The organism is Peribacillus sp. NPDC056705, assembly GCF_043656335.1.
Genome location: NZ_JBHTYI010000014.1, coordinates 36,038 through 57,601 on the forward strand (window position 1 = coordinate 36,038; position 21,564 = coordinate 57,601).

Sequence of the window (21,564 nt, forward strand, 5' to 3'; positions counted from 1 at the left end):
AAGATGCTGCAATAAATAAAGTTAGTTAAAAACGAAGGTATGATTAAGGCGATTGTTCAGTAACACTCGAAGCAGGGATGTGGAAAAAACAAGGAAGAGGAGAACAATGAATAAGCTTAAATATTTCAAACGTACAGATTTCAATGCTTCTCGTTCATTATTGTGAAGTGGTTCACTTGAACGAAAGGGTGATTAGTTCATTACCGGGAGCTGATCATCAGCAATTTATATTTAAGGGGCGGTTTCGAATTGAAAAACAGCAACATTTGGATATTAAGCTTCGTTGTTTTTTTACAGATATTGGCACCTATATGGTGACTCTTTTAATCCCAATCATTCTTGCTTCGTCTGGCCCTTTAATTATTGGGATTGTAGATGGTTTATCAGAAACCTTGGCAAATTTTTCTCTGGTCGTCGTTTGGATCGTTTGAAAAATAGAAAAGGATTTGCTTTGTTTGGTTATGGCTTATCAGTTTAGGAAGAATATCTTTGATTATTTCAGTTTCTGGGTCGGTGTTTTCATATGGAAACTGATAGATTGTACGGGAAAGGGGATTTCTTTAAACATAATACAGTGTCAAACAACATAATTTTATTAGTAAAGGGAGGCCAGTTAGATGAATAACTTTGATTCAATTTGTGAACAATTTGCTACTCTCCTAAAAGGAAAAAGTAACGTAAATCAAGGTAGTTGTTCTGTATCATTACACCGCGATTTTAAGGTGATAGTTCAAGGGCGCCAAAGCAGTTCTGTTGTGCCGGCAGGAGTCTTATTTGAATCATTGGATCAAAGTGGCAATGCATTAAATTTGGCTGAAATCGCTGTTTTACAAGAAGAGATTCCTAGTTTTATTTATTCAATTGTCCAACAGGGATTGATTGTGAGTGCCCTACATAATCACTGGTTATTTACTGAACCTTTAATTATGTATGTTCACATTCAATCTATTGAGCCTCCATTAAATTTTGCAAAAAAGATGGTACACTCATTTTCATTTTTACGCAGTTATCCCGTTGCTTAGGAAAGTTTTAGTTATATGAAAAGGACGCAATTCTAGTACAAGTAAAATAGCTCACTACGAGTATAGTGTACAAAAGATTTTCTTCAACAATCGGGTGCGATTCTTTACTAAGAATTGATTTTCTTAATGAACGAACGAGTGGTTTAGCTGAAGATCGGAGCTGTCTTTAAGGCAGCTCTTTCTTTATGCTGCTAACGGGGCAGGCTAGTGAAATAACAATCTTTAGTAATTTTTATTTTGTTATAATGAAAATAAAATCTTAACGATTATTAGGAGATAAAATGTTCAAAAAAATTAAAACCTGGGCGAGGAATCTAAAACGACAGATTTTTATCCTTTACTTTGCTTGTAAAGATCCAAGGGTGCCTTGGTATGCAAAAGTATTTACGGCTTGTGTTGTAGCTTATGCTTTCAGTCCGATTGACCTAATACCTGATTTTATACCAATTCTTGGCTACTTAGACGATGTAATTCTCGTTCCGATAGGGATAATGATTGCATTAAAGCTGATACGAAAGAATGTATTAACCGACTGTGAAGTTAAGGCAGAGGAAATGATGAAAAACGGAAAGCCGAAGAATTGGATAGTGGGCTCTATAATAGTATTGATTTGGGGCTTGATTATAATATGGGCTATTAAAGATATTTATCGCTTAATGAAATAACGGGTGTGTTAGCTTATGATCGGAGCTGTCATTAAGGCAGCTTTTTCTCTAAAGGGGAGGTTAGTTGTATAATCGATCTGGGAAATATAGGTTAATTGAGTTGTGCTCTTAAATATAAAATGAACTCTGGAGGATAAATATGGATATATTGGTTGGGATAGCTCTTATACTTATTGTATTTTTTTCTTCAAATATTATTGAAAAAAGATTAAAAAATATAGAAAAACAAAACAATCGTGTAATAGAAATTTTAGAAGGAATTAGAGATAAAAAATAACGTTCTTTAACCAACGGCTTTCTCCTATGGAACTATCGGGGCAGGATAGTTAAACAAAGATTGATACCTTGTTGGAAGATTAATTTATGAAGTAAAGGAGGGAGTTTTATATCAAACCATATATTTATTACCACAAAGAAAATTGGATCATAATTTAAATAAATATTGAATTATTAGGAGTTAGAAGATGAGAAATAAAATAAGAAAAAAAGAAAGGCAGAACGGCTTTTTTAAAGAAAGCCTAATTGAGCTCTTATTTGAAGTGGCTTGGAACATCTTAATGTTTATACCAAGAATGATGATTCGGTTAATAAAGGACATTTGGTGAAGCGGTTAGTCAACATAGAGCTAACGGTTGGCTTTGTTCAAATAAACAACAATCTATACGAAAACAGCCTAAATAAAAAACCGTAGTTCTTAACCTAATAGGTGAAAGGGAGTTGCTCTGGCACCTCTTTTAAAATCTTATGGCACTAACGGGGCGGGTAAGTTCCATAAGAAGAGCGAACTTACATAGTTTAAAGACTTACCAAAATTCATCGAGAGGGCTAAATAAATGGAGAAAATAACTGAAATTATTTATGGTCTTATAAACCAAGGCATAATAAAAAATGATGATATAGGCATAAAGAAATTAAAAAGTGGTACTACAAACGGAATTCTATATACCCTACATATTAATGGGGTACCAAAATATGTGATTAAAATGGACAAACCTAAACTAATAGCTGCAACAGAGGCTTTTCTCCTTACTTATAAAGATGTAAATTTGTTGCCTAATGTACTTTATACAGACGAGAAAAAAGAATTTATAGTATACTCTTATATTTCTGGGGAAACTCATTTTAATCGAGGTTCTAAAATAGAATGGATGACTATTTTAATTAAGGAACTATTAAATAAATACAAAAAAGTAAACAATGAAAACTGGGGAAGAGTAAATGGAATACATAGAAATTCATGGGCGGACTACAATCTAAGTAGTTTGGAATTCGCCCAAGAGGAAATAGGAGATTTATTACCAAGTGAGGATCATAAAAAAGTAGAGTTATTGGTTAATAAATTGAAAACATACGAATATCAAGATGAGAAGTATTACCTTCATGGAGATGCTGGTGTTCATAATTTTGTATATAAGGGCAACAAATTAAATGGGGTTATTGACCCTATGCCTTTAGTCGGTCCAAAAATTTATGATTTTTCGTATGCTTTTTGCTCTTCTTCAGACGATTTAAATTTAGAGACGCTATTGTCATCTTTCTCATTATTGACTCAAGACGTCACCTTTAATAAAGAAAGGCTTTTGGAGGAAGTTATTTTTCAATTATACACACGTATAGGCGTTTGTATTAGGGTTCACCCACATGACTTAAGTGGCTATCTTAAAGCTTGGAAAGAATGGAGAGTATATCTACCTTCAATGTAAATAGCGATTCTTAATAAGCTAACGGGTGCGTTAGCTGAAGATCGGAGCTGCCTTAAAGGCAGCTCATTTTCTTATGCAACTATAGAGGAAGGTTTGTTGAACAAGTTAAATAAAGAGCATTCTATATTGAATGGTTTTTATCTTTCTCATAATTTGGTGATGGACTGGAGTGTGTTAATATGCGGTCTAATACTTTTTTAGTAAATGGCATAAAGTAATTAAGCATTAGCCCCCCTAAACAAACGGTTAATAAAGTTCCAACGCCAATGGGTCCATTTAGGACAATTGCCATTAGCAAGAATACGAGGTAAATGAATGTTCTCGAAAAAAATATATTTGTTCTAGTTAATTCTTGTATGATTAATGTTAATTGGTCAACTGGAATCGGTGCAAAATTTGTGTGTAAATATGTTGCAGTTCCTAATCCTATAACAACCAAGCCGATTCCAAAACAAACAACTTTGCTGTACCATAGTTCAGGTGTTATCGAATTGTGCAATAAATAAAGCCACATATCAATACCAATACCCGTTATAAATGCGGTTAACAACCCCAAAACTTCTGGTCTTTGTCTTTTTAAAAATGAATTACAACATATTAATATTAAAGCTATTAGTATTTCCCAACTTCCGACAGTAAGCCCCACATTTATGGACAGTCCTACCAAAAGTGCATCAAAAGGTGAAGTTCCAAGGTCTGATTGTATAGTGAAAGAGATACCAAGAGTTAATAGTAAAATTCCTAATACATAAAATACATATTTCACTGTACTCGACCCCTTTACATGATTTTTTTGTTGCAAACGCAACAAAGTAAGGTTACATTTAATATATGTTATTTTTATTGCATTTACAACAAAATTTTAAGCTGTGGAGTTAATTATGAAGGAAATTCTTCGTGAAATTGGAATGATAGCAAGGGCATTAGATTTAAAAAATAGAGATAAAGAATGGGAGTTTGTTAAAGAGGGAAACAAGAGAAATTATTGATTATATGAAGGAGCGACATATTTAAATGACTAAAAATATAAAAAAGTGTACCCTTGAAGATTCACGCGAACTTCAAGAAATTAGTTATGAAACATTCAATGAGACATTTAAGCATCAGAATTCAGCCGAAAATATGAATGCCTATTTGGAAAAGGCATTTGACTTAATACAATTAGAAAAAGAATTATCGAATAGTTCTTCGCAATTCTTTTTTGTTTATTTTAATAATGAAGTCGCTGGATATTTAAAGGTCAATACCAATGATGCTCAGACTGAACAAATGGGTGATGAATCACTTGAAATCGAGAGGATTTATATAAAGAAAAAATATCAAAAACATGGGCTTGGTAAATATCTGCTAAATAAAGCTATGGAAATTGCGATGGAAAGTGATAAAAAGAAAATCTGGCTCGGCGTATGGGAAAAAAACGAAAATGCTATTGCCTTTTATAAGCAAATTGGCTTTGTTCAATCCGGAGCCCACTCATTTTATATGGGTGATGAAGAACAAATGGACCTTATTATGACCAAAGCACTTCTATAACTTGTTTTGGAAGGGTGAACTATTATGTAAAAGTGAAATAAAGGTATAAGCCCACTTTTATTCCCCCTCAAATGTAAGAATTAAAGAACAGAACGGAGCTGTCATATTGGCAGCTTCTCTTCAGTTTGTAAAGGATTGTATAAAGTGCAGGGTGCGCTGGTTCATTAGAGCTGTGACGATCAGCTCTTTTCTTAAAGAGCTAACGGGGCATGTCAGTGGAATGAGGACCTGTGTTTTAAAAGTCCATGTTTTGCCCCGCAATTATTAGTTCATTGGCTATAATTACGGGGTGTTTTTTTATAACCAAGCCTTTTTTAGGAGCTTTACGCCAAGCTCGATTTCCTCACAAGAAAGATTACTGAAACCAAGTTTGATAATCGGTTTATCGGTATTATTTTTAATGAAGTAGAGTGAGGTGGGATACACTTTAACACCATGAAAGGAAGCGCGCTCTATTAGCCATTCTTCTGAACGTTCCAGGTGTACTTTGATTAATACATACAAACCTGACTGCTCACCGATAATGGATATATGTTGATCGAATTGCTTTTTTAAAATTGATACCAAGTACTGCATTTTTCGTTTATAAACAAGACGCATACGTTTAATATGGCGATTCCATTCTCCCTCTTCCATAAATTTAGCCATTGCGAGCTGGCTTAGAAGTGAAGTGGTACTCTCGAAATGAAGAAATTGATTTTTATAACGGTTTAAAAGCGGCTCTGGCAACACCATATAACTTAAACGAATTCCCGGAAGAAAGGACTTTGAGAAATTCCCTAAATAAATGACTCTTGCAGAATCAATGGAAGCGAGAGCTGGAAATGGTTGTTGTGTATAACGAAATTCACTATCATAATCGTCTTCGATCATATACCCTTGCATCTTGTTAGCCCAATGAATAAGCGTTTGCCGTTGTTGAATGGACAGGCTTACCCCATATGGACTGTGATGGGAAGGTGTTACATAGATTAATCGTGATTTGATTTGTTCCAATTGTGAAAAATCAGCACCGGCCTCATAAACTGGTAAAGTTTCAATCGTAAAACAATGGAATTGAAAAGCTTCCCTTGCGCCATCATATCCAGGGTCTTCTACTATAATGCTTGGAAAATCATCCTTCAGTATATGTCCAAGATTGATAAGCATTTGTTGGGTACTGCTGCCGATAATAATGGCATTTGCATCTGTTTTCACCCCACGGGATTGGAGTAAGTATGTGGCAATTTGTTCACGTAGGCACACCTCACCAAAGGGTTCCCCATATTGAAAACTCTCCTGTAACGTTAATACTTGATTGGCAATCCTCCTCCAAGTTTTCAGAGGGAAATGTGCTTGATCTACGGCACCCGCCCGGAAATCAATGAGGGTAGGTGTCACTGGCTCTCTTTGCGTTTTATTATGAGGAATTAACTCTTCTTGGGATAAAAGTGGCTCTAATTCATTTACAAAATAACCTTTTCTCCCTTCTCCACGAATATAGCCTTCAGCTACAAGTTGATCATAAGCCATTAATGTCGTATTCCGACTTACTTGAAGGGAATCTGCCAGTTGACGGATGGAGGGCAATTGTTCATCGGCAAGTATGTCCCCCCGTTCAATATATAACTTAAACTGCTCGTAAATTTGTTTGTATCTGGGAGAATCCCCCTTAAAAGCAAAAATGGCATTTATCATTTACGATCTCCTTTGACATGTATATTTATTTAGAATTGTACCTTTTTATATGTCAGTTTGTATATTACCATATTTTACAGATGAGGTTCTCAAGTAGAAATGAGGATGGACCTCAGTAAAAGCCGCTATATTGTGAATGGAATAATATTGACGGATGAAAGGAGATTTTTTTATGTATATCCCTAAGCAATTTGAAATAAAAGAATTAGCAGCAGCCTGCGATGTAATACAGGAGAATGGTTTTGCAACATTGTGTTCAATTCATGAAGGCGTGCCTTTTGCTACACATTTACCACTGCTGTTGAATAAGGAGAAAACCTATTTGTATGGTCATTTTGCTCGTCCGAACCCTCAATGGAAAGATATTGAAAACCAAACAGTCTTGGCAGTCTTTCATGGTCCTCACTGTTATATCTCCTCTTCTTGGTATGAGACGAACCAAGCGGTACCAACATGGAATTACGTGACTGTTCATGTATACGGCGAAGTCGAACTTATTGAGGATGAACAGGAGTTAACCGATACCCTGGAAGACATGGTATTGAAGTATGAAGCCCCTGATAGTTCATACAATTTGCAAGATTTAGATGCTGACTATCTCGCTGGGATGAACAAAGGGATTCAAGGCTTCAAAATAAGAATCAACAAGATAGAGGGGAAAGCAAAGTTAAGTCAAAACCATTCATCACTTCGGCGAGAGCGGGTTATCAATCAACTGGAAAAGATCCAAAATACAGATGAGCAAAATATTTCCTTTTTAATGAAGGCAAACCTATAAAAGTGGCGTTGAATGGTACTGCACTAACGTGAGTGTTGATCCAATAAGGATTTACACTCTTTTTGTTGAACTTCTGTTACTACCGGAGCGGATTTCAATACCATGGAGGAAAAATGGGAGCCTTTTAAATAATCCAGTCAAAATCTTAATTGATGTTAAGCCGTATGAATATTTTTAAAAAGATATGCATGTGCCGGGTTAATTTAACAATCATTATATAAAATATAACAAAAAATCACGGTCCCTTTATACGGATATAAAATTCCAGAGTTATTCTAAATTTACATCCAGAGGGAGGGATCGGAAGTTGTCAAAATTTCAGGCCATAACTTCTTTGTTCATCTTGGTATTTATCATCATTTACGTAGCTTATAAAATCACAGCACACTCATCCCAACATTCCACATCCAACCGCCAACACATTCAAGTACAATTGTTAGGCGTTAATGATTTTCACGGCCAACTAAACAAATATCAAATGGTTTCAGGAACCATGGCAGGGGGGGCTGAATACCTGGCTGCCTATTTAAAAATATTTATACAAGAAAACCCAAATACACTGCTTGTTCATTCTGGTGATATGGTAGGAGGAAGTCCTCCAATCTCTTCTCAATTTAATGACGAACCCACGATTGAATTTTTAAACCTCCTGCACTTTGATGCCGGGACACCTGGAAATCATGAATTCGACCAAGGCGTAAATGAAATGAAACGTCTTATTCATGGAGGATTCAATAAAAAAACAGGTTATTTTCAAGGTGCCGCTACTTCTTACAGCTCTGCAAATATCATCGATACAAAGTCGGGTACTCCCTTGTTGCCACCGTATGTTATTAAACAAATTGACGGAATTAATATTGGATTTATCGGTGTCGTCACAAAAGAGACTAACCTGTATGTGGCACCTGAAAATCGAAAAGAAGTTGAAATTACGGATGAAGTTTCAGCTATTAACCGAACCGTTAAGCTTTTAAAGGAAAAAGGGATCAAAGTAATTGTTGTACTTGCACATGATTCAGCCAAATCAGATCAGTCAAGAGCAAATTCCAGTGGAGCTTTAGTGGAGATGGCTCCAAAAATCGATGATGAGGTCGATGTCATTTTTGCCGGTCACAGCCATGAATATGCCAATACCGTTGTAGCCGGTAAACTGATCGTTCAAGCTTATTCCAATGGGAAAGCCTTTTCTCAAGTAAATCTTGAAATTGACCCACATACTAAATTTATTGTTAAGAAACAAGCAAAGATTATTGTCACTTCACATCAACATATAAAACCAGATAAAGAAACGGTTGCTCTTCTGAATAAATATAGAAAAAAATTGGGGAGCCATTTTAATCGGATAATAGGAGAAATGCCTGAAGAAATCTCACGAAATCAAGATGCAAACGGTGAATCCCCATTAGCGAAAATGATTGCAGAATCTGAGCGGGAAGCCTTGGGGGTTGATATAGCTTTTGTCCATCAAGGAGAAATGCGGAAGAATTTTAAAAAAGGGGAAATCACTGTAGAAGACCTTTATACAGACTTGCCTATGGGTCATAGTGTCAGTAAGTTAATCTTAACAGGGGACCAAATAAAACTTGCATTAGAACAGCAGTGGGCGAAAGATTATGAAAATAGGATACAAACAGTTGGTTTAACGTATAATTGGGACCCCAACGCTCCAATTGGCAACCGCATTGTTGCGCTGAAAGATATGAAGGGTCAAGAGATTCAGCCAAACAACGAATATGAAGTAGCGGTTAGTAATTATTTAGCTTCAGGTGGTGATAACTTCACTGCATTTGAACAAGGTAGGTTCGTGGAATCCGGTCCACAGGTTGTCACTGCACTTATACGCTATATCCAACAGAAGTATCCCCATGAAACTTCTCACCGTTCATTGAAAGAATGAAGGGGAAAATACAAGGACTTGGATAAGTGGCTTTTGAGGAAGATGAAGCTGGAGGAGTTAATGAAATGGCTTTAGGGATAGCACGAGATATTGAATGGCAATGGGTATTAACGAGAAATAAAAGGTAACTACTTATTCAAATATAACAGCTCTTTTTCTTTTCACCGTTTCAGATAGAAAAGTTACTATCTGAAAGCACGCAACGAAATTATCGTAATAATATTTCATGATTTAGAAAAAAATAGAGGTAAGGAGGGATTGCGAATGTTTGTGAGAAAGTGGGTAACAGGATTGGCCGGTGTACTTGCGATGTTTGTAGTTGTGACAACACTAGGCTCAGTCGGTGTATTTGCCGAATCCGGTGTTGTAAATCAGCCTATGGAGACGAGGAAATCGATTGAGGTCGAGTTGAAAGATGATTTCTTTAATCCGAAAGCCATCACCATTCCGAATGGAACAGCCACAACGGTGATATTAAAAAACAAAGGCGTTAAAGAGCACACCTTCACAGTTGAAAAGCTCGGCATTAACGTTGAGGTCCAGCCAGGTGAAGAAAAAAACATTACCGTGAATCCGAAACAGCCCGGTACATATGAACTGATATGTCGGTACCATTTCCAGGAAGGAATGGTTGGGAAAGTGATTGTCGAATAAAATGCAGGGCCAATATGGCCTTGTTTTTTTAAATACTCCCTCTGCGAATGGACTTTTCTACTTTGTATGATCGATTAAGTTTTAGCGAGGTTTTTTATCAAGCTTATTTTTCATTACAGGGGATATTGATGCTTGGATTAATAATAATTGTACCGCCTCCAATAAATGGTAAATATAATATAATGTAAGGTAACGTATAAACCATTTAGAATGAGGTGGAAAGGTGTATTTTTTAAAACCTATTTCTGATGAGGTTCGTTTATCTCAAATAATATTCAATAAACATAAAAAAACGATGAAGCTCATTTTAGTGTCCATTCTTTCTTGTATGGCTGCCATTCTGCAGGCTGCCGGAGCTGTACCAGGGATAGGATATTGTATAAGTCCGCTGTCCACTGCACCTATCCTGTTATGTTCCATGTTTTCCATTCCATTTGGAGCAATGTCCTACTTTCTGACAATTATGCTGTTATTCATCCTACAGCCAACGGAAATAATTGCATTTCCTTTTACAACAGGATTGTTAGGACTTGGAATAGGGGCATCCTTTCACCTTTTTAAGATGAGGTTAAGTATTATTGCTACTGGTGCCATTCTTTTAATGTTAGGAATTACGAGTTTAATAGTTATTTTTCACTTTCCAGTTTTAGGTCCGGCCGTCTCTGTTTCCTTTTCATTTCTTATATTTGGCTTTTTATTTGCCTTCATTTATAGCTGGTTATGGGTTGAAATTGCTTTAATCCTTTTTAAAAGACTAAAAACGATTAGAATTTAAGGCTCTTTTCGTAAAGTAGTTGTTTATAAAACGAAACGATTTAAGGTTGATTGGAGTGGAAGTGCGAGACTCTTTCGGGAGCAGTGGGATAGGTGAGACCCCACAGGCGTTTATGCCGAGGATGCTCATCGCCCGCCACGCGGAAAGCGAGCATCTGGAGGGGAAATCAACATTACTTGGTGAATAGCAACAAAGTATACGAAAACAGCCTAATTTATTAATTCTCCATCACATGGTTCTAATTACAAATCCATATAAGCGATTTATCAAGATTAAGTGGAAATGTATTGTATTGATTCATGGAACTATTTCAAAAACAGTGCCTTTGTTAAAATCAGTCACTTTCATAGAGCCATAAGCCGCCAAATATAAGCTGGTTTGATTCATATTCGTTCCCAAACTAACATAATAGGCTGATTGAGACCCAAAATCATAATCGGTTTGTATCACACTAAAATCATTTTGTTCACCATTGGGTCTTACGGTGGTATAAGCTAAAGCCCCTCTAACCCGGGGTTGAGAATCTTTCCGGGCAAGATCGGTAAACACAACGCTTCCCGTTAAACCAGGGATTGCATTCCCCATATAGGCTTGCACTCCTGTAAGTGCAGTTCCTCCAAACTTATCAGGTCTGGTATCTTTATGGAAATAACTGGTTAGAGGCTGAAGACGACTCGCTGAAAGTGTTACTGCTTCATTGTAATAAGCAATTGTTTTCTCATCCAAATTATTATTTTCATTGCATCCTCTTATAGTCGAAGTAGGAAAAGCACCTTCCCAACCTCGCCAGCCAAAGTTAATGAATCCCTCTTTGTCAGCTTCAGAATTCATGAAAGAAGCTTGAACAATCTCAGTAACCGGTATTGGTTTATAATGAACGAATGAAAAAATCGACTCAACCAAATCCTGTCCGACACCCCCCGCATATTTGATATACTGATTATAAAACCTTTGAAATGAAATGCCTGTTATATTGCGCACCCCTTTTGCAATGACCGTAAGCGTTTCCTGAATAGGCAGAGGAAGTTCATTAAAACGTGTAACAATGGGTGGATTATTGAAGGATATGCTCTTATCTACATCGATTTCAATTATTTTACCAGCTATCTCCATATCATCTTGACTTAAATTAAATGGATCATAGCCTGCCCCACCATCCCCGGTTGTTAAAATAAGTTTTCCGGTTTCAGGTGAAAAGTTTAAGCTATTGACACCATTATGATTAAAAAATGGTCTTCTTATGTTAAGTAATGTCCGTCGTTTTTGAGGTTGACCATTCGATTGTAAAATCCATTCTTCAACTGTATTAATATGATCATATTGTGTTTCTCTATTTATCCACTTTAGGTTTAAAGTTTTGGGATCGCACGGGTTAGGCCTAAAATGTTCAGTAAGGGCCCCTGGACCTTGTGTTCCAGCTACTGAATAATGAAGATAAAACAGACCGTTATAATAAAATTCTGGATGAAACGCTAGCCCCAATAATCCCCGTTCATCATATCCACTACCTGAAACACCTTGTTCAGAAGTACCTAATTTTAAAATTCGCGGGCGAATATCTAAAAAAGTCCTGATAACTCCGTTTCCTATGTAAAAGATCTCTCCTACCTGGGTTGCAATAAATAATCTTTCAATTGAGTCACCTGGAAGTATAGCTGTCTTTAAAACAGTTGGTAAATTAATATTGCTTACAATGGGCCGTAAACCAACCTTAACTTTTATCAAATGACTTTGCACTCCTTCTTATTGTTTTTCTTAGGCTCTTTTCGTAAAGATTGTTGTTTTTAAAATGCAACGATTTAAGGTTGATTGGAGCGGAAGTCCGAGACTCCTGCGGGAGCAGCGGGGAGGTGGGACCCCACAGGCGTTTACGCCGAGGATGCTCACCGCCCGCCCCGCGGAAAGCGAGCATCTGGAGGGGAAATCAACCACAGCGCTTTACTTTGTAAATAGAAAACAGCCTTTTCTTATAAGAATATGATTAGAACCGTCTATTAGTACCAAATCAGGCCGCGAACCTGATAAGGCAATGCACTACTTTCCGCATGAGCGTAATTAAACTAAAAGAGTGCGTTAGTTGAACTAAAATAAGTGAAATTTATAAGAATGAAAATAAATTCAAGCTATTCCATTAAAGGACGCATCCTGAAAAGGATAAGCGCTTAAAGGAGGAGCATCAGGAAAACCTGTAACGGTAAGCGTTCTGATACAGGTCATATGAGACACATCTATTGAGTTTTTTTAGCATGTACTTAAACTAACGGGGGAGCTTAGTGCAATAAGAAAATCAAAAATTGGGGATAATATTAAAGGTATTATCCCTAATGAAGAGTGAATTTTCTTTTTTTATTAGGCTCTTTTCGTAAAGATTGTTGTTTTTAAAACGAAACTATTTAAGGTTGATTGGAGCGCAAGTGCGAGACTCCTGCGGGAGCAGCGGGACAGGTGAGACCCCAAAGGCGTTTACGCCGAGGAGGCTCACCACCCGCCCCGCGGAAAGCGAGCATCTGGAGGGGAAATCCACACCGCATTACTTGTTAAATCGCAACAAAGTATGCGAAAACAGCCTTTTATTATTTAAAAATGCTGAAAATGAATAATCAGAAATGATTGTTAGACATTACCTAAAAGTTGGAGTGAGAAAGTGGAAAATCATGTTACTTACCTTCTAGAACATTACGGGTACTTCGGAATAATATTTGCTTTAATTGGAGGTATTGTAGGACTTCCTATACCCGATGAGGTTCTTCTTACATATATTGGTTACAATGTGTTTCAGGGTAAATTATCTTACTTAATTTCAATAGTAAGTGCCTTTGTAGGAGCAACGGGAGGGATTTCGCTTAGCTACTTCATTGGTTATAAATTTGGGTTGCCTTTATTAGAAAAGTTGGGACCAAAACTTCACATAACCGAACAAAAAATTAATAAAACAAAGAAATTATTCAAGAAATTTGGACCTTATCTATTATTATTTGGTTATTTTATTCCTGGGGTACGGCACCTTACGGCGTATATAGCATCTGTCAATCGCTTCCCATTTAGAAAATTTGTTGTTTATGCCTATACGGGTGCATTAATATGGAGTTTTGCTTTTATCACATTAGGAAGAATCTTAGGGGAAAATTGGAACAATGTTGAACAATATATGTCAACATACAGTATTTATATAATTACGAGTTTATTGGTCCTTTCAATATTCATTTATTTTTTATGGAAGAGAAGAAATCGATTAAAAAGGGGTATTTCATGAAAGTGACGGTTTAGATGGAGGACTTTAATAAAATTATAGTTAGAGCTTATAGAACGATCTGGTGCTTTAGCTGATGATTGGAGCTGTCTTTACGGCAGTTTAGTTCATGAAGAAAATACAAATAATTATTTTTAAAACTTATGGGAACAGTAAACCTAAAAAATATTAGGCAGGTTATATCTTGAATAAACTTTTCTTAGGTCTGTCCATAAGTTTGTTACTATTGAGTGCTCAACCTAATAGGATTAATTCAGCAGAAACTGAATTAAATAATAAGTTAATGTATGATGCATTATTGACTTCACTTGGCCCATACATTTCAGAAGAAGTAGTTAATTATTATGGCTATTATAAACAGTACGGTTTATTTGATGCCAAAATCATAAGGATAATTAGGCAAAGTGAAGGTAGTTTTAGTTTTAGTGTAACAGTTCAAGTAATTACTTTTGAACACGCTCATAATCCTCCATATGGCAAAGAAACAATCACTTTTGATGTAAGCCCTTTTGGTGTAAAAGTGATTAATTTTGTTCATGAAGGGGATGAAGAGGAAATGAAAATAAATGAGTTTTACAAGAACGTTCTTTTAGATATACTGCAAACATTTAATTTAAGGTTGGAATCCTTTTCAAAATATAGTTATCAACAACTACAATATAAATCAGAAAAACAAAAAGAATACAAAGTTCTTTCAGATATTGCAACTGACATTATAGTTCATGATTTAAATCCTGATATAAAACCTCCATATAAAAATGTGATAGACCCAGTTACTTTCATTAAGGGTACCCAAGGATATATTCTGTTTAAAAGGTCCGATGGAACAAATATAGTTCTTCAAGTGGCAATGGAAAATGGTAAATGGGTGGTCGTAGAAAAGAAAAACAAACAAGGGAAGAAAATGCAAAATGAATTGATTTGGTATATGTAATATCAGTATTAGGCTAACGGGTGCGTTAGCTGACCTGAGCTGTCTTTAAGGCGGCTTTTTCTTATGGAACTAAAGGGGCAGGATAGTCCTAGAAGGAAATATTATGAAACTATTGGGGCTTTCTATCCGTAGAATATAGAGTGAGGGTGTGTATGTATTGATGTTTTCACGGTGGACGTTTCTGCAAGGGATTATAGTAATCATTTTAGGAACTCTCGCATTTATAACCGATTATTTTAAGAGAGAGATGGCAACTTCAATTCCATCAAACACTGTAAATACAGTACAGATGTTAATGACACTATGCTTAAGCTTAAGATCAGAGCTGGCTTTAAGGCAGCTTTTTCTTATGGAACTATCGGGGAGTTTAGTTGAACAAGAAAGCATGGTAAAATTCATAAAAAGTATCGAGGTGATTGTATGAAATATACTTGTCCTTGCTGTGGATATAAAACATTAGATGAAGAACCAACCGATACATATGCAATTTGCAAAATATGCTTTTGGGAAGATGACGGTATTCAATTTCGAGACCCTGATTACGAAGGCGGGGCTAATGAAGTTTCATTAAGCCAAGCACAAAAAAACTTCGCTAAGTTTGGGGCATGCGAAGAAGGCTGTATTGAGTTTGTAAGAAAGCCAAATGAGAAAGATATAAAAGACCTTAATTGGAAACCGTTTATTTAGAGAAAGTTTTTAAGCTAACGGGTCTTTACTTGCTGCGGCGGCTTTTTCTTATGGCACTAAAGGGGCAGGATAGTTCCATAAGCGTAGTGTAGTAGTAATGTGCGGCTCACGAATTAAATTTGGTTTATAAGTGAAAAATACTGTTACTATATTGACCAAATTTAAGGATGTGCCACTTTGCTAATAAAAAAATTGATTCTCATAGCTACATTGTGCTTTACAATTACCCCTAGAGCTTATGCCAATTTTGATAATGCTGAAACGCAAAAAGCTTATTTTGAATTAGGTTACGAATCAGTCTACGATTCCTTAGAAAGAAGTAACATGTATTTTAAGCATGAAATTCATTTACCTGTACAAATTCCTCCGATTCCATTCACCCGTGTAGTTGGAATGTTGAATAAGCATGAGGATAGAAATAATAGCACTCTTGAAATCGAATATATAAATCAAAATGGTTCTCCTTATGGAATTACAATCTTTCCCTTAAAGTCTAAAGTACAATTGAGTGAACTTGATAGTAATGCAAAGATCTTTACCTTGAAAGATGGGAGTAAAGCCGGTTATATTACTAAGCCACCAAATTTCAAGATGATTAATCATTTTTACTTTGAGAAAAATGGCTGGCAGTATCTTTTTAGGGTTCACCCTGAAGTTTCTAACGTTATTACACCTGAATTATTATTTGAAATTGCAGATTCCATAAAATAATTTACCGCACAGTTTGTGTCAACTCTACAATAATCCTTAATGAACTAACGGGTGCTTTAGCAGAAGATCGGTGCTGTCTTTAAGGCAGCTTTTTCTTATGGCACTAACGGGGCAGGATAGTTGACTAAGGATTGAAACTTTATTAATTTCGGAATCGTATAAAAGAGAGTATATACGGGTAGGATACGATACGATAACTTATAAGGGATGATATTTAATGGAAACTTGTAGCAAATGCGGCAACGAACTTACGAAGGCTTATATTTCTGGAATTCAAGGAGAATTTCAGATAAACCAAAAACAAAGAGGTTTTTTCACGGATAGTCCGATTTACAGCAAAGTATCTACTTATGTTTGTTCTAAATGTGGGTATTTAGAGTTCTATGTAGAACAACCTGACAAATTCAAATAATGAAAGGGATTTCTACTTCTTGTAAAAGACTCAAGGTTGCTGCGGCAGCTTTTTTTAATGGAACTAACGGGGCAGGTTAGTGAAAGAAGGCATAATTCAATTAATCAAGAATATGAGGAACACGAGGTGAAAAGTAATGTATCAATTCCAACACGAGGTACAAAGAAAAGAAAAGATATATAAGGTATATGTCATTTTATTTATTATATCCGTATTGATAAATGTAGTTTTATTCTTTGTAGATGGTAGTATCCTTCGTGGAATAGTCAGTCTCTTAGTTTGTTCTATTGTCCTTCACTATGGTTTACGAAAGAAAGCCTGGGCGGGATTTATCGTAAAATGTATGGTATGGATACATATAGTTTTATTGTTTATTATGTTTCTAACTATGATAATTAAAGTTATACAGTAAGTACCTTTTTCAACTAACAGGTACATTAGCAGAAGATCAGAGCTGACTTTAAGGCAGCTTTTTCTTATGGCACTTAAGGGGCAGGTTAGTTTAAAAAGAGGTAATATAGTAATTCATTAGCAACCTTAGTTGAAAGGATAAGGAAGTGATTTATTTGATGGCTTTAAGGATTATTATTAACATTTTAGTAACAGCTTTATTGCTTTACATAACCATTATTTTCCTGCCAGATTCATTGAACATAAATGAAACGGTTTCAAAATGGATTTTTATGATAATGATATTTACGCTATTAACGATATCTAAAGAAAAAGGGTGGATTAAGCTTATTTCAATGTTTCTTGGTTTGGCAGTATTTATGTTATTCATTATTTTATTTGTATCATAAATTTGAGCTCTATTTTGCCATTTTCTTCATCAATTAACATATGCTTGAGTTTAACAATTTGGTTGCTACCCAACACTTTCTTATGGAACTAAAGGGGCAGAATTCTTGTATTAACTGAAATACTAAAAAGTTTGTGAAGAAATCTACTTAAACTAACGGGTGCGTTAGCTGAAGATCAGAGCTGTCTTTAAGGCGGCTTTTTCTTATGGAATTAAAGGGACAGGATAGTCCAGTAAACGGATAGTTTTAGGTTGTTCAAGACTGAATAGTTAGTGGAGTAAATGAAAAAAGAAAAAACCAGTTTTGTTAGACTGATTTTTTCTTTAATATAACACTTTGTTAAATTCAGTTTTTAACACTTTCATGTTCAATTATACGCTTCATTGCCTGGATTTGCCCCATATGGGTCGCTTCATGCATTAATGTTAAACATGCAAGTTCTCCAACAGTCTTACAACCTAGGAATGGTGTATCCAAATCTTGTTCTAGCTGTTCAGTAGAAATTTGCTTTAAACGAGTTAATTGATCTTTCAACTGTATAACAAGTTGATCCATGGCAGGTATATTCCCTGTCCAATCAGCTGGTTTTGTGCCATTCCCAAACAATTCTATATAATTCGTGGGAAGGTGAGTTGTTACATGCGGGTAATTAAACATAGTTTGTTCAGTAATTGTCAAAACGTGACCTGTCTGCCAATGAATTGTGTTATTAAAACCATCTGGCTGCACATCAGTTTGTTCTATAGAAACAGACTCTACATTCTTGATGAAATATTCTCTTGTCATCTCAAATTGCTTAAATACAAGTTGATTCATCGTTTTCTCCCCTCTCATTAACAAAATCATCCATATTATACCAGTAAAAATCGGAAAAGAATATAGTTGAAACTTCCTAAAATTAGTTTTTTGTCAACCGGTTCTTGTTCCACAGTAGGCGCGATTCTTTAAGGCGGCTTTTTCTTATGGAACTAAAGGGGCAGGATAGTTGAAGAAGAACTGAATAAATAAATAAAAACAGCTTAGGTTCTGGCTGCCAAATTCAATCAGATATATGGGATAATTTTATTAATTCCAGTTTTTTTCTATAAATTGAACTGCTGGTTGTAAATTTGTATTGTTAGCAATTGAAATGACAGTGGGAACCACAGAAGGGTCCGTTTTGGATAAATTGGGGATCCGTGGATTTAACCGAAAAAAACGATTTCCCAGAAGCTGAGAACTGACCATGGATTCATAGTAACCTGATCCACTAGCGACTATCTGAAGAAATGGCAGTAATGGTTCATTGGGCGATCGATCCAAAAGAACTCCCCAATTCGGGGGAAGGTTCTTCATATTTTCGGGGCGTATGTTATCTGCACTTACCATCCCCCACCCCTTCGTATCTCTTCTTAGTTGAGTCGGCTCTTCACCTGTTCCAATGGATAATACCGCAATTTGATCCAACGGCTGTTTGGCTTTCCCCACTGCAAACGCGATACTGGCTGTACTGGGGTTAGTTGTTACTGTATACCCATCCACGTAGTTTTGATAGGCTCGTTGCGTCGCGGGAGCACCGCTGCTCCGTAGAATTACATCACTCGCTTTCTCATTTAAATAGGGAGAGCCAGGAAAGTTGTGGAATAACACAGGAGTCCAACGATTCAGCTCCGGTGAAAATAAATGAAATGCAGGGACAACAATTCGTCTTTTTAAGTCTTTGAGGAGAAGATTTGGTGGAAAAAATGTTTGTACCGCTTTAATGAAACCAGAATAAGGTAATTGTTGGTTATAAACAGGTCCGCCTGGTCGGGAAACGCTGAATGCCGGCACGATTTTATCCTTAAAAAAGTGGAATGTCTCCTTCGGCGATCTTCCACTTGCTAACGCAAGGGCAGTGAATGAACCGATTGAATTTCCCGAAAAAACATTGGTTCGACTAATTAATTTTGGGTTTTGCCGAGCCAGTCTGTTTAAAAGTTGTAAACTTAAAGCACCTAAGGTGCCGCCTCCATCAAAGGTCATGATTCGATATTTTGTCAAAGCTGATTTCTCCTTTCCAATCTGGTCAAAAGTATTATTCAGTATATGTTTATTTTTCAGGAGCCGGATTATGTAGCTAAACATCCAAGGAAAGACTCCATCGAGTAAGAAATGATAAAATATGTATAGCTAAATTGGACTTTGGGACGTGATTAAAACGGATAAAAGGTTATTGGACATATATAAGGAATGGGAAGACAAATTAGATGATGACGAGTGGTATTTTAGTAATTCTTTTGAATCAATTACTAAGGATATGTCCCCTGACGAAGCGTTTAACTACATTCCAAATGACATTGAGTTGTTATTTAAGTTAGACGATGACTTTTTGGTATGGGAAACCCTTTATTTCTTAATTGAACTGTATAGTCTTACTGATACCACGCAGATACATCCATACCTCGAAAGGAATTGGTCTGTGTTAAAGAAACATATTAAGAAATATGAAGACTCCTATACTACTCCATTTAAGGAACTTAAAAGTCACCTTAGAGTTATAGAATGAACTTATCTTGTTGAACTAAAGGGGCAGGTTAGTTGGATTGCCTGCCAAAGAATAGGAGTGGTTTGAATTTATGGAAATAACAAAGAAAAGATTCTTCATTACTTGTATAGTTGGTATCATACTCAAGTATCTTGCAAGCTCTGGTCTGCAATACTTCAGGGGACAAACGATAAATTGGTTAGGAAATTTAGCATACGCATTCTATTTCGGAGTATTTCTTTCACTTTTACTTTGGTTATTTGGAGATTCTGGTAAGAAAAAAGCCGATCATTAATTCAGTGATTGGCTCAGGCTGTTGAGAAACCCTCGACAGCCTTTAATGAACCAACGGGTGCGTTAGCGCCATAAGAAGGCCGTCAATTGGCGGCCTTTTGAACGTATGATTCTTATCATTATCATACATTCAAATTATAGGGAGTTTTGTTCAATAATAGCACTCGATAAATTGGAATTTTAAGGTAAAATATTATTTGAACTATAATTATATAATAAGGAGTTTGATTTTTTGAAAAAGAAAATTTTGTTTCTATGCTTTTGTTCTCTTTTGATAACTGCTTGCCAAAGGGAGTATAAAGGTGAATATATAAAATGGGGAGAAAAAACCAACAGTAATGCGACTGAATTATTAAAAGGAAATGGAATACCTTATAAAATTAAAGATGGAATTATATATATTCCTGAAGATGCTTTTGATAAATCTATTATGTGTTGTTCTTAAAGTTTAAAATAATCTAAGTTTAAGTTTGTATAATTTTATTCAAATATCGGGTGAGTTAGCACATCCATATTCAAGAGAAAAAGTACCCTTAATTAACTAACGGGGCAGGATAGTTGCATAAGGGAATGGGAAATTTACAAAAATACACCTTTTTTATGTTGGAATCTAAGAAACATAACTTTTCAAAGGGGCTTATTGTGCGAAAGACATTTATTATTGTTTCTTATTTATTTTTCCTTGTTCCTCTAATGTTCATTGTGAATTTTCTGTTTGATATTGTTACACTCGAGAAGATACAAGGATTGCCTATATTTTTTCCTTTAGTATTTTGTCCTATTGGTCTTTTCTTCGCTTCAAAAGCACATAAAATACAAAAGAATTTTTTGACACTTGGTGCTATCATTTTAAATTCGGTCTTATTAATATTTCCTTTAGTATATATGATTTTAGGAACAGTGATATTTGGTGTTTAAGTCTTGATAATACTGATGACCTTTCTTCAATTAAGTGGTGCTTTACTTCAATAAGAGAGTTGCTTTGGCAGCTCTTTTTCTTATGGCACTGACGGGGCAGGTTAGTTCCATAATGAGTATCGAAAGGTGAGGGTAAACAGTGAGAATATTCGCAGAAGAAATTGAACTCCTTTCTTTGATTGAGTGTCTTGAAAATCTAGAGTTACATCTGTAACAAGCCACTTACAATAGCTGCAGCACCAAGTCCAACACTAACCAATCCAAGTGTTTTTAAATTTCTTTTTTTCGATTTTTTCATCATAAAAATTAAGCCTAAAATAATACTTCTGTGAGATTGTTTTTTTCAGT

The 21,564-nt window shown here is 35.7% G+C and carries 22 protein-coding genes and 1 pseudogene; 18 read left to right on the forward strand and 5 right to left on the reverse strand.

Annotated features, from left to right (window positions below; all coding sequences use genetic code 11):
- Positions 1-176 precede the first annotated feature (176 nt).
- The 5 genes from ACFRAK_RS17100 (at position 177) to ACFRAK_RS17120 (ending at position 3,390) form a co-directional block, all read left to right on the forward strand.
- Positions 177-431, forward strand: a complete 255-nt coding sequence (locus ACFRAK_RS17100) for a hypothetical protein (RefSeq protein ID WP_394572135.1) — start codon at positions 177-179, stop codon at positions 429-431.
- Between the two features lie 186 nt (positions 432-617).
- Complete coding sequence (locus ACFRAK_RS17105) at positions 618-1,022, forward strand: DUF1259 domain-containing protein (protein ID WP_260285096.1); 405 nt, start codon at positions 618-620, stop codon at positions 1,020-1,022.
- Between the two features lie 281 nt (positions 1,023-1,303).
- Complete coding sequence (locus ACFRAK_RS17110) at positions 1,304-1,687, forward strand: YkvA family protein (RefSeq protein WP_387706721.1); 384 nt, start codon at positions 1,304-1,306, stop codon at positions 1,685-1,687.
- Positions 1,688-1,826: 139 nt separating this feature from the next.
- Positions 1,827-1,964 carry a hypothetical protein gene (locus ACFRAK_RS17115; RefSeq protein WP_387706723.1) on the forward strand — a complete coding sequence of 46 codons (138 nt, stop codon included), beginning with the start codon at positions 1,827-1,829 and terminating at the stop codon, positions 1,962-1,964.
- A 556-nt stretch (positions 1,965-2,520) separates the two neighbouring features.
- Positions 2,521-3,390 carry a hypothetical protein gene (locus ACFRAK_RS17120; protein WP_394572136.1) on the forward strand — a complete coding sequence of 290 codons (870 nt, stop codon included), beginning with the start codon at positions 2,521-2,523 and terminating at the stop codon, positions 3,388-3,390.
- Between the two features lie 121 nt (positions 3,391-3,511).
- On the opposite strand, the gene ACFRAK_RS17125 is transcribed toward ACFRAK_RS17120, so the two are convergent.
- Complete coding sequence (locus ACFRAK_RS17125; protein WP_387602687.1) at positions 3,512-4,156, reverse strand: YczE/YyaS/YitT family protein; 645 nt, start codon at positions 4,154-4,156, stop codon at positions 3,512-3,514.
- 115 nt (positions 4,157-4,271) lie between these two features.
- Between ACFRAK_RS17125 and ACFRAK_RS17130 the strand changes: the two are divergent.
- Together ACFRAK_RS17130 and paiA are read left to right on the forward strand one after the other, a co-directional pair.
- Positions 4,272-4,355: pseudogene (locus ACFRAK_RS17130) on the forward strand (MarR family transcriptional regulator); the annotation flags it as partial.
- 49 nt (positions 4,356-4,404) lie between these two features.
- Positions 4,405-4,923: a spermidine/spermine N(1)-acetyltransferase gene (gene paiA / locus ACFRAK_RS17135; RefSeq protein WP_387602684.1), complete on the forward strand. Its 519-nt coding sequence runs from the start codon at positions 4,405-4,407 to the stop codon at positions 4,921-4,923.
- 297 nt (positions 4,924-5,220) lie between these two features.
- Here the strand turns inward: paiA and pdxR are convergent, their stop codons facing one another.
- Positions 5,221-6,600: a MocR-like pyridoxine biosynthesis transcription factor PdxR gene (gene pdxR, locus ACFRAK_RS17140; RefSeq protein ID WP_394572138.1), complete on the reverse strand. Its 1,380-nt coding sequence runs from the start codon at positions 6,598-6,600 to the stop codon at positions 5,221-5,223.
- Positions 6,601-6,772: 172 nt separating this feature from the next.
- On the opposite strand from pdxR, the gene ACFRAK_RS17145 reads away from it, so the two are divergent.
- From ACFRAK_RS17145 to ACFRAK_RS17165, 5 genes are all read left to right on the forward strand, one after another.
- On the forward strand, positions 6,773-7,378 hold the full coding sequence (locus tag ACFRAK_RS17145; protein ID WP_394572139.1) for an FMN-binding negative transcriptional regulator: 606 nt from the start codon (positions 6,773-6,775) through the stop codon (positions 7,376-7,378).
- Between the two features lie 307 nt (positions 7,379-7,685).
- Positions 7,686-9,275 carry a bifunctional metallophosphatase/5'-nucleotidase gene (locus ACFRAK_RS17150; RefSeq protein ID WP_394572140.1) on the forward strand — a complete coding sequence of 530 codons (1,590 nt, stop codon included), beginning with the start codon at positions 7,686-7,688 and terminating at the stop codon, positions 9,273-9,275.
- Positions 9,276-9,539: 264 nt separating this feature from the next.
- Positions 9,540-9,929, forward strand: a complete 390-nt coding sequence (locus ACFRAK_RS17155) for a cupredoxin domain-containing protein (RefSeq protein WP_394572141.1) — start codon at positions 9,540-9,542, stop codon at positions 9,927-9,929.
- A 223-nt stretch (positions 9,930-10,152) separates the two neighbouring features.
- Positions 10,153-10,704, forward strand: a complete 552-nt coding sequence (locus tag ACFRAK_RS17160) for a hypothetical protein (RefSeq protein ID WP_394572142.1) — start codon at positions 10,153-10,155, stop codon at positions 10,702-10,704.
- Between the two features lie 55 nt (positions 10,705-10,759).
- On the forward strand, positions 10,760-10,891 hold the full coding sequence (locus tag ACFRAK_RS17165; RefSeq protein ID WP_387602666.1) for a hypothetical protein: 132 nt from the start codon (positions 10,760-10,762) through the stop codon (positions 10,889-10,891).
- A 110-nt stretch (positions 10,892-11,001) separates the two neighbouring features.
- Here the strand turns inward: ACFRAK_RS17165 and ACFRAK_RS17170 are convergent, their stop codons facing one another.
- Complete coding sequence (locus ACFRAK_RS17170; protein ID WP_387602663.1) at positions 11,002-12,429, reverse strand: PQQ-dependent sugar dehydrogenase; 1,428 nt, start codon at positions 12,427-12,429, stop codon at positions 11,002-11,004.
- 919 nt (positions 12,430-13,348) lie between these two features.
- On the opposite strand from ACFRAK_RS17170, the gene ACFRAK_RS17175 reads away from it, so the two are divergent.
- The 4 genes from ACFRAK_RS17175 to ACFRAK_RS17190 all read left to right on the forward strand — a co-directional run bounded on the left by ACFRAK_RS17175 (position 13,349) and on the right by ACFRAK_RS17190 (position 16,286).
- Entirely contained in the window at positions 13,349-13,957 is a 609-nt protein-coding gene (locus tag ACFRAK_RS17175) for a DedA family protein (protein WP_387602660.1), read from the forward strand.
- A gap of 181 nt (positions 13,958-14,138) precedes the next feature.
- Complete coding sequence (locus tag ACFRAK_RS17180; RefSeq protein ID WP_387602657.1) at positions 14,139-14,888, forward strand: DUF3888 domain-containing protein; 750 nt, start codon at positions 14,139-14,141, stop codon at positions 14,886-14,888.
- Positions 14,889-15,308: 420 nt separating this feature from the next.
- Complete coding sequence (locus tag ACFRAK_RS17185) at positions 15,309-15,575, forward strand: CPCC family cysteine-rich protein (protein WP_387706506.1); 267 nt, start codon at positions 15,309-15,311, stop codon at positions 15,573-15,575.
- A gap of 177 nt (positions 15,576-15,752) precedes the next feature.
- Positions 15,753-16,286 carry a hypothetical protein gene (locus tag ACFRAK_RS17190; RefSeq protein ID WP_394572143.1) on the forward strand — a complete coding sequence of 178 codons (534 nt, stop codon included), beginning with the start codon at positions 15,753-15,755 and terminating at the stop codon, positions 16,284-16,286.
- A gap of 1,557 nt (positions 16,287-17,843) precedes the next feature.
- Here the strand turns inward: ACFRAK_RS17190 and ACFRAK_RS17195 are convergent.
- Positions 17,844-18,314: a DinB family protein gene (locus ACFRAK_RS17195; RefSeq protein WP_387706502.1), complete on the reverse strand. Its 471-nt coding sequence runs from the start codon at positions 18,312-18,314 to the stop codon at positions 17,844-17,846.
- A 249-nt stretch (positions 18,315-18,563) separates the two neighbouring features.
- A complete protein-coding gene (locus ACFRAK_RS17200; protein ID WP_387706500.1) occupies positions 18,564-19,520 on the reverse strand; it encodes a patatin-like phospholipase family protein in 957 nt (318 codons plus the stop codon).
- 1,010 nt (positions 19,521-20,530) lie between these two features.
- Here ACFRAK_RS17200 and ACFRAK_RS17205 point away from each other — a divergent pair.
- Entirely contained in the window at positions 20,531-20,743 is a 213-nt protein-coding gene (locus ACFRAK_RS17205; protein WP_387706498.1) for a hypothetical protein, read from the forward strand.
- A 113-nt stretch (positions 20,744-20,856) separates the two neighbouring features.
- A complete protein-coding gene (locus ACFRAK_RS17210; protein WP_387706496.1) occupies positions 20,857-21,216 on the forward strand; it encodes a hypothetical protein in 360 nt (119 codons plus the stop codon).
- Positions 21,217-21,564 lie beyond the last annotated feature (348 nt).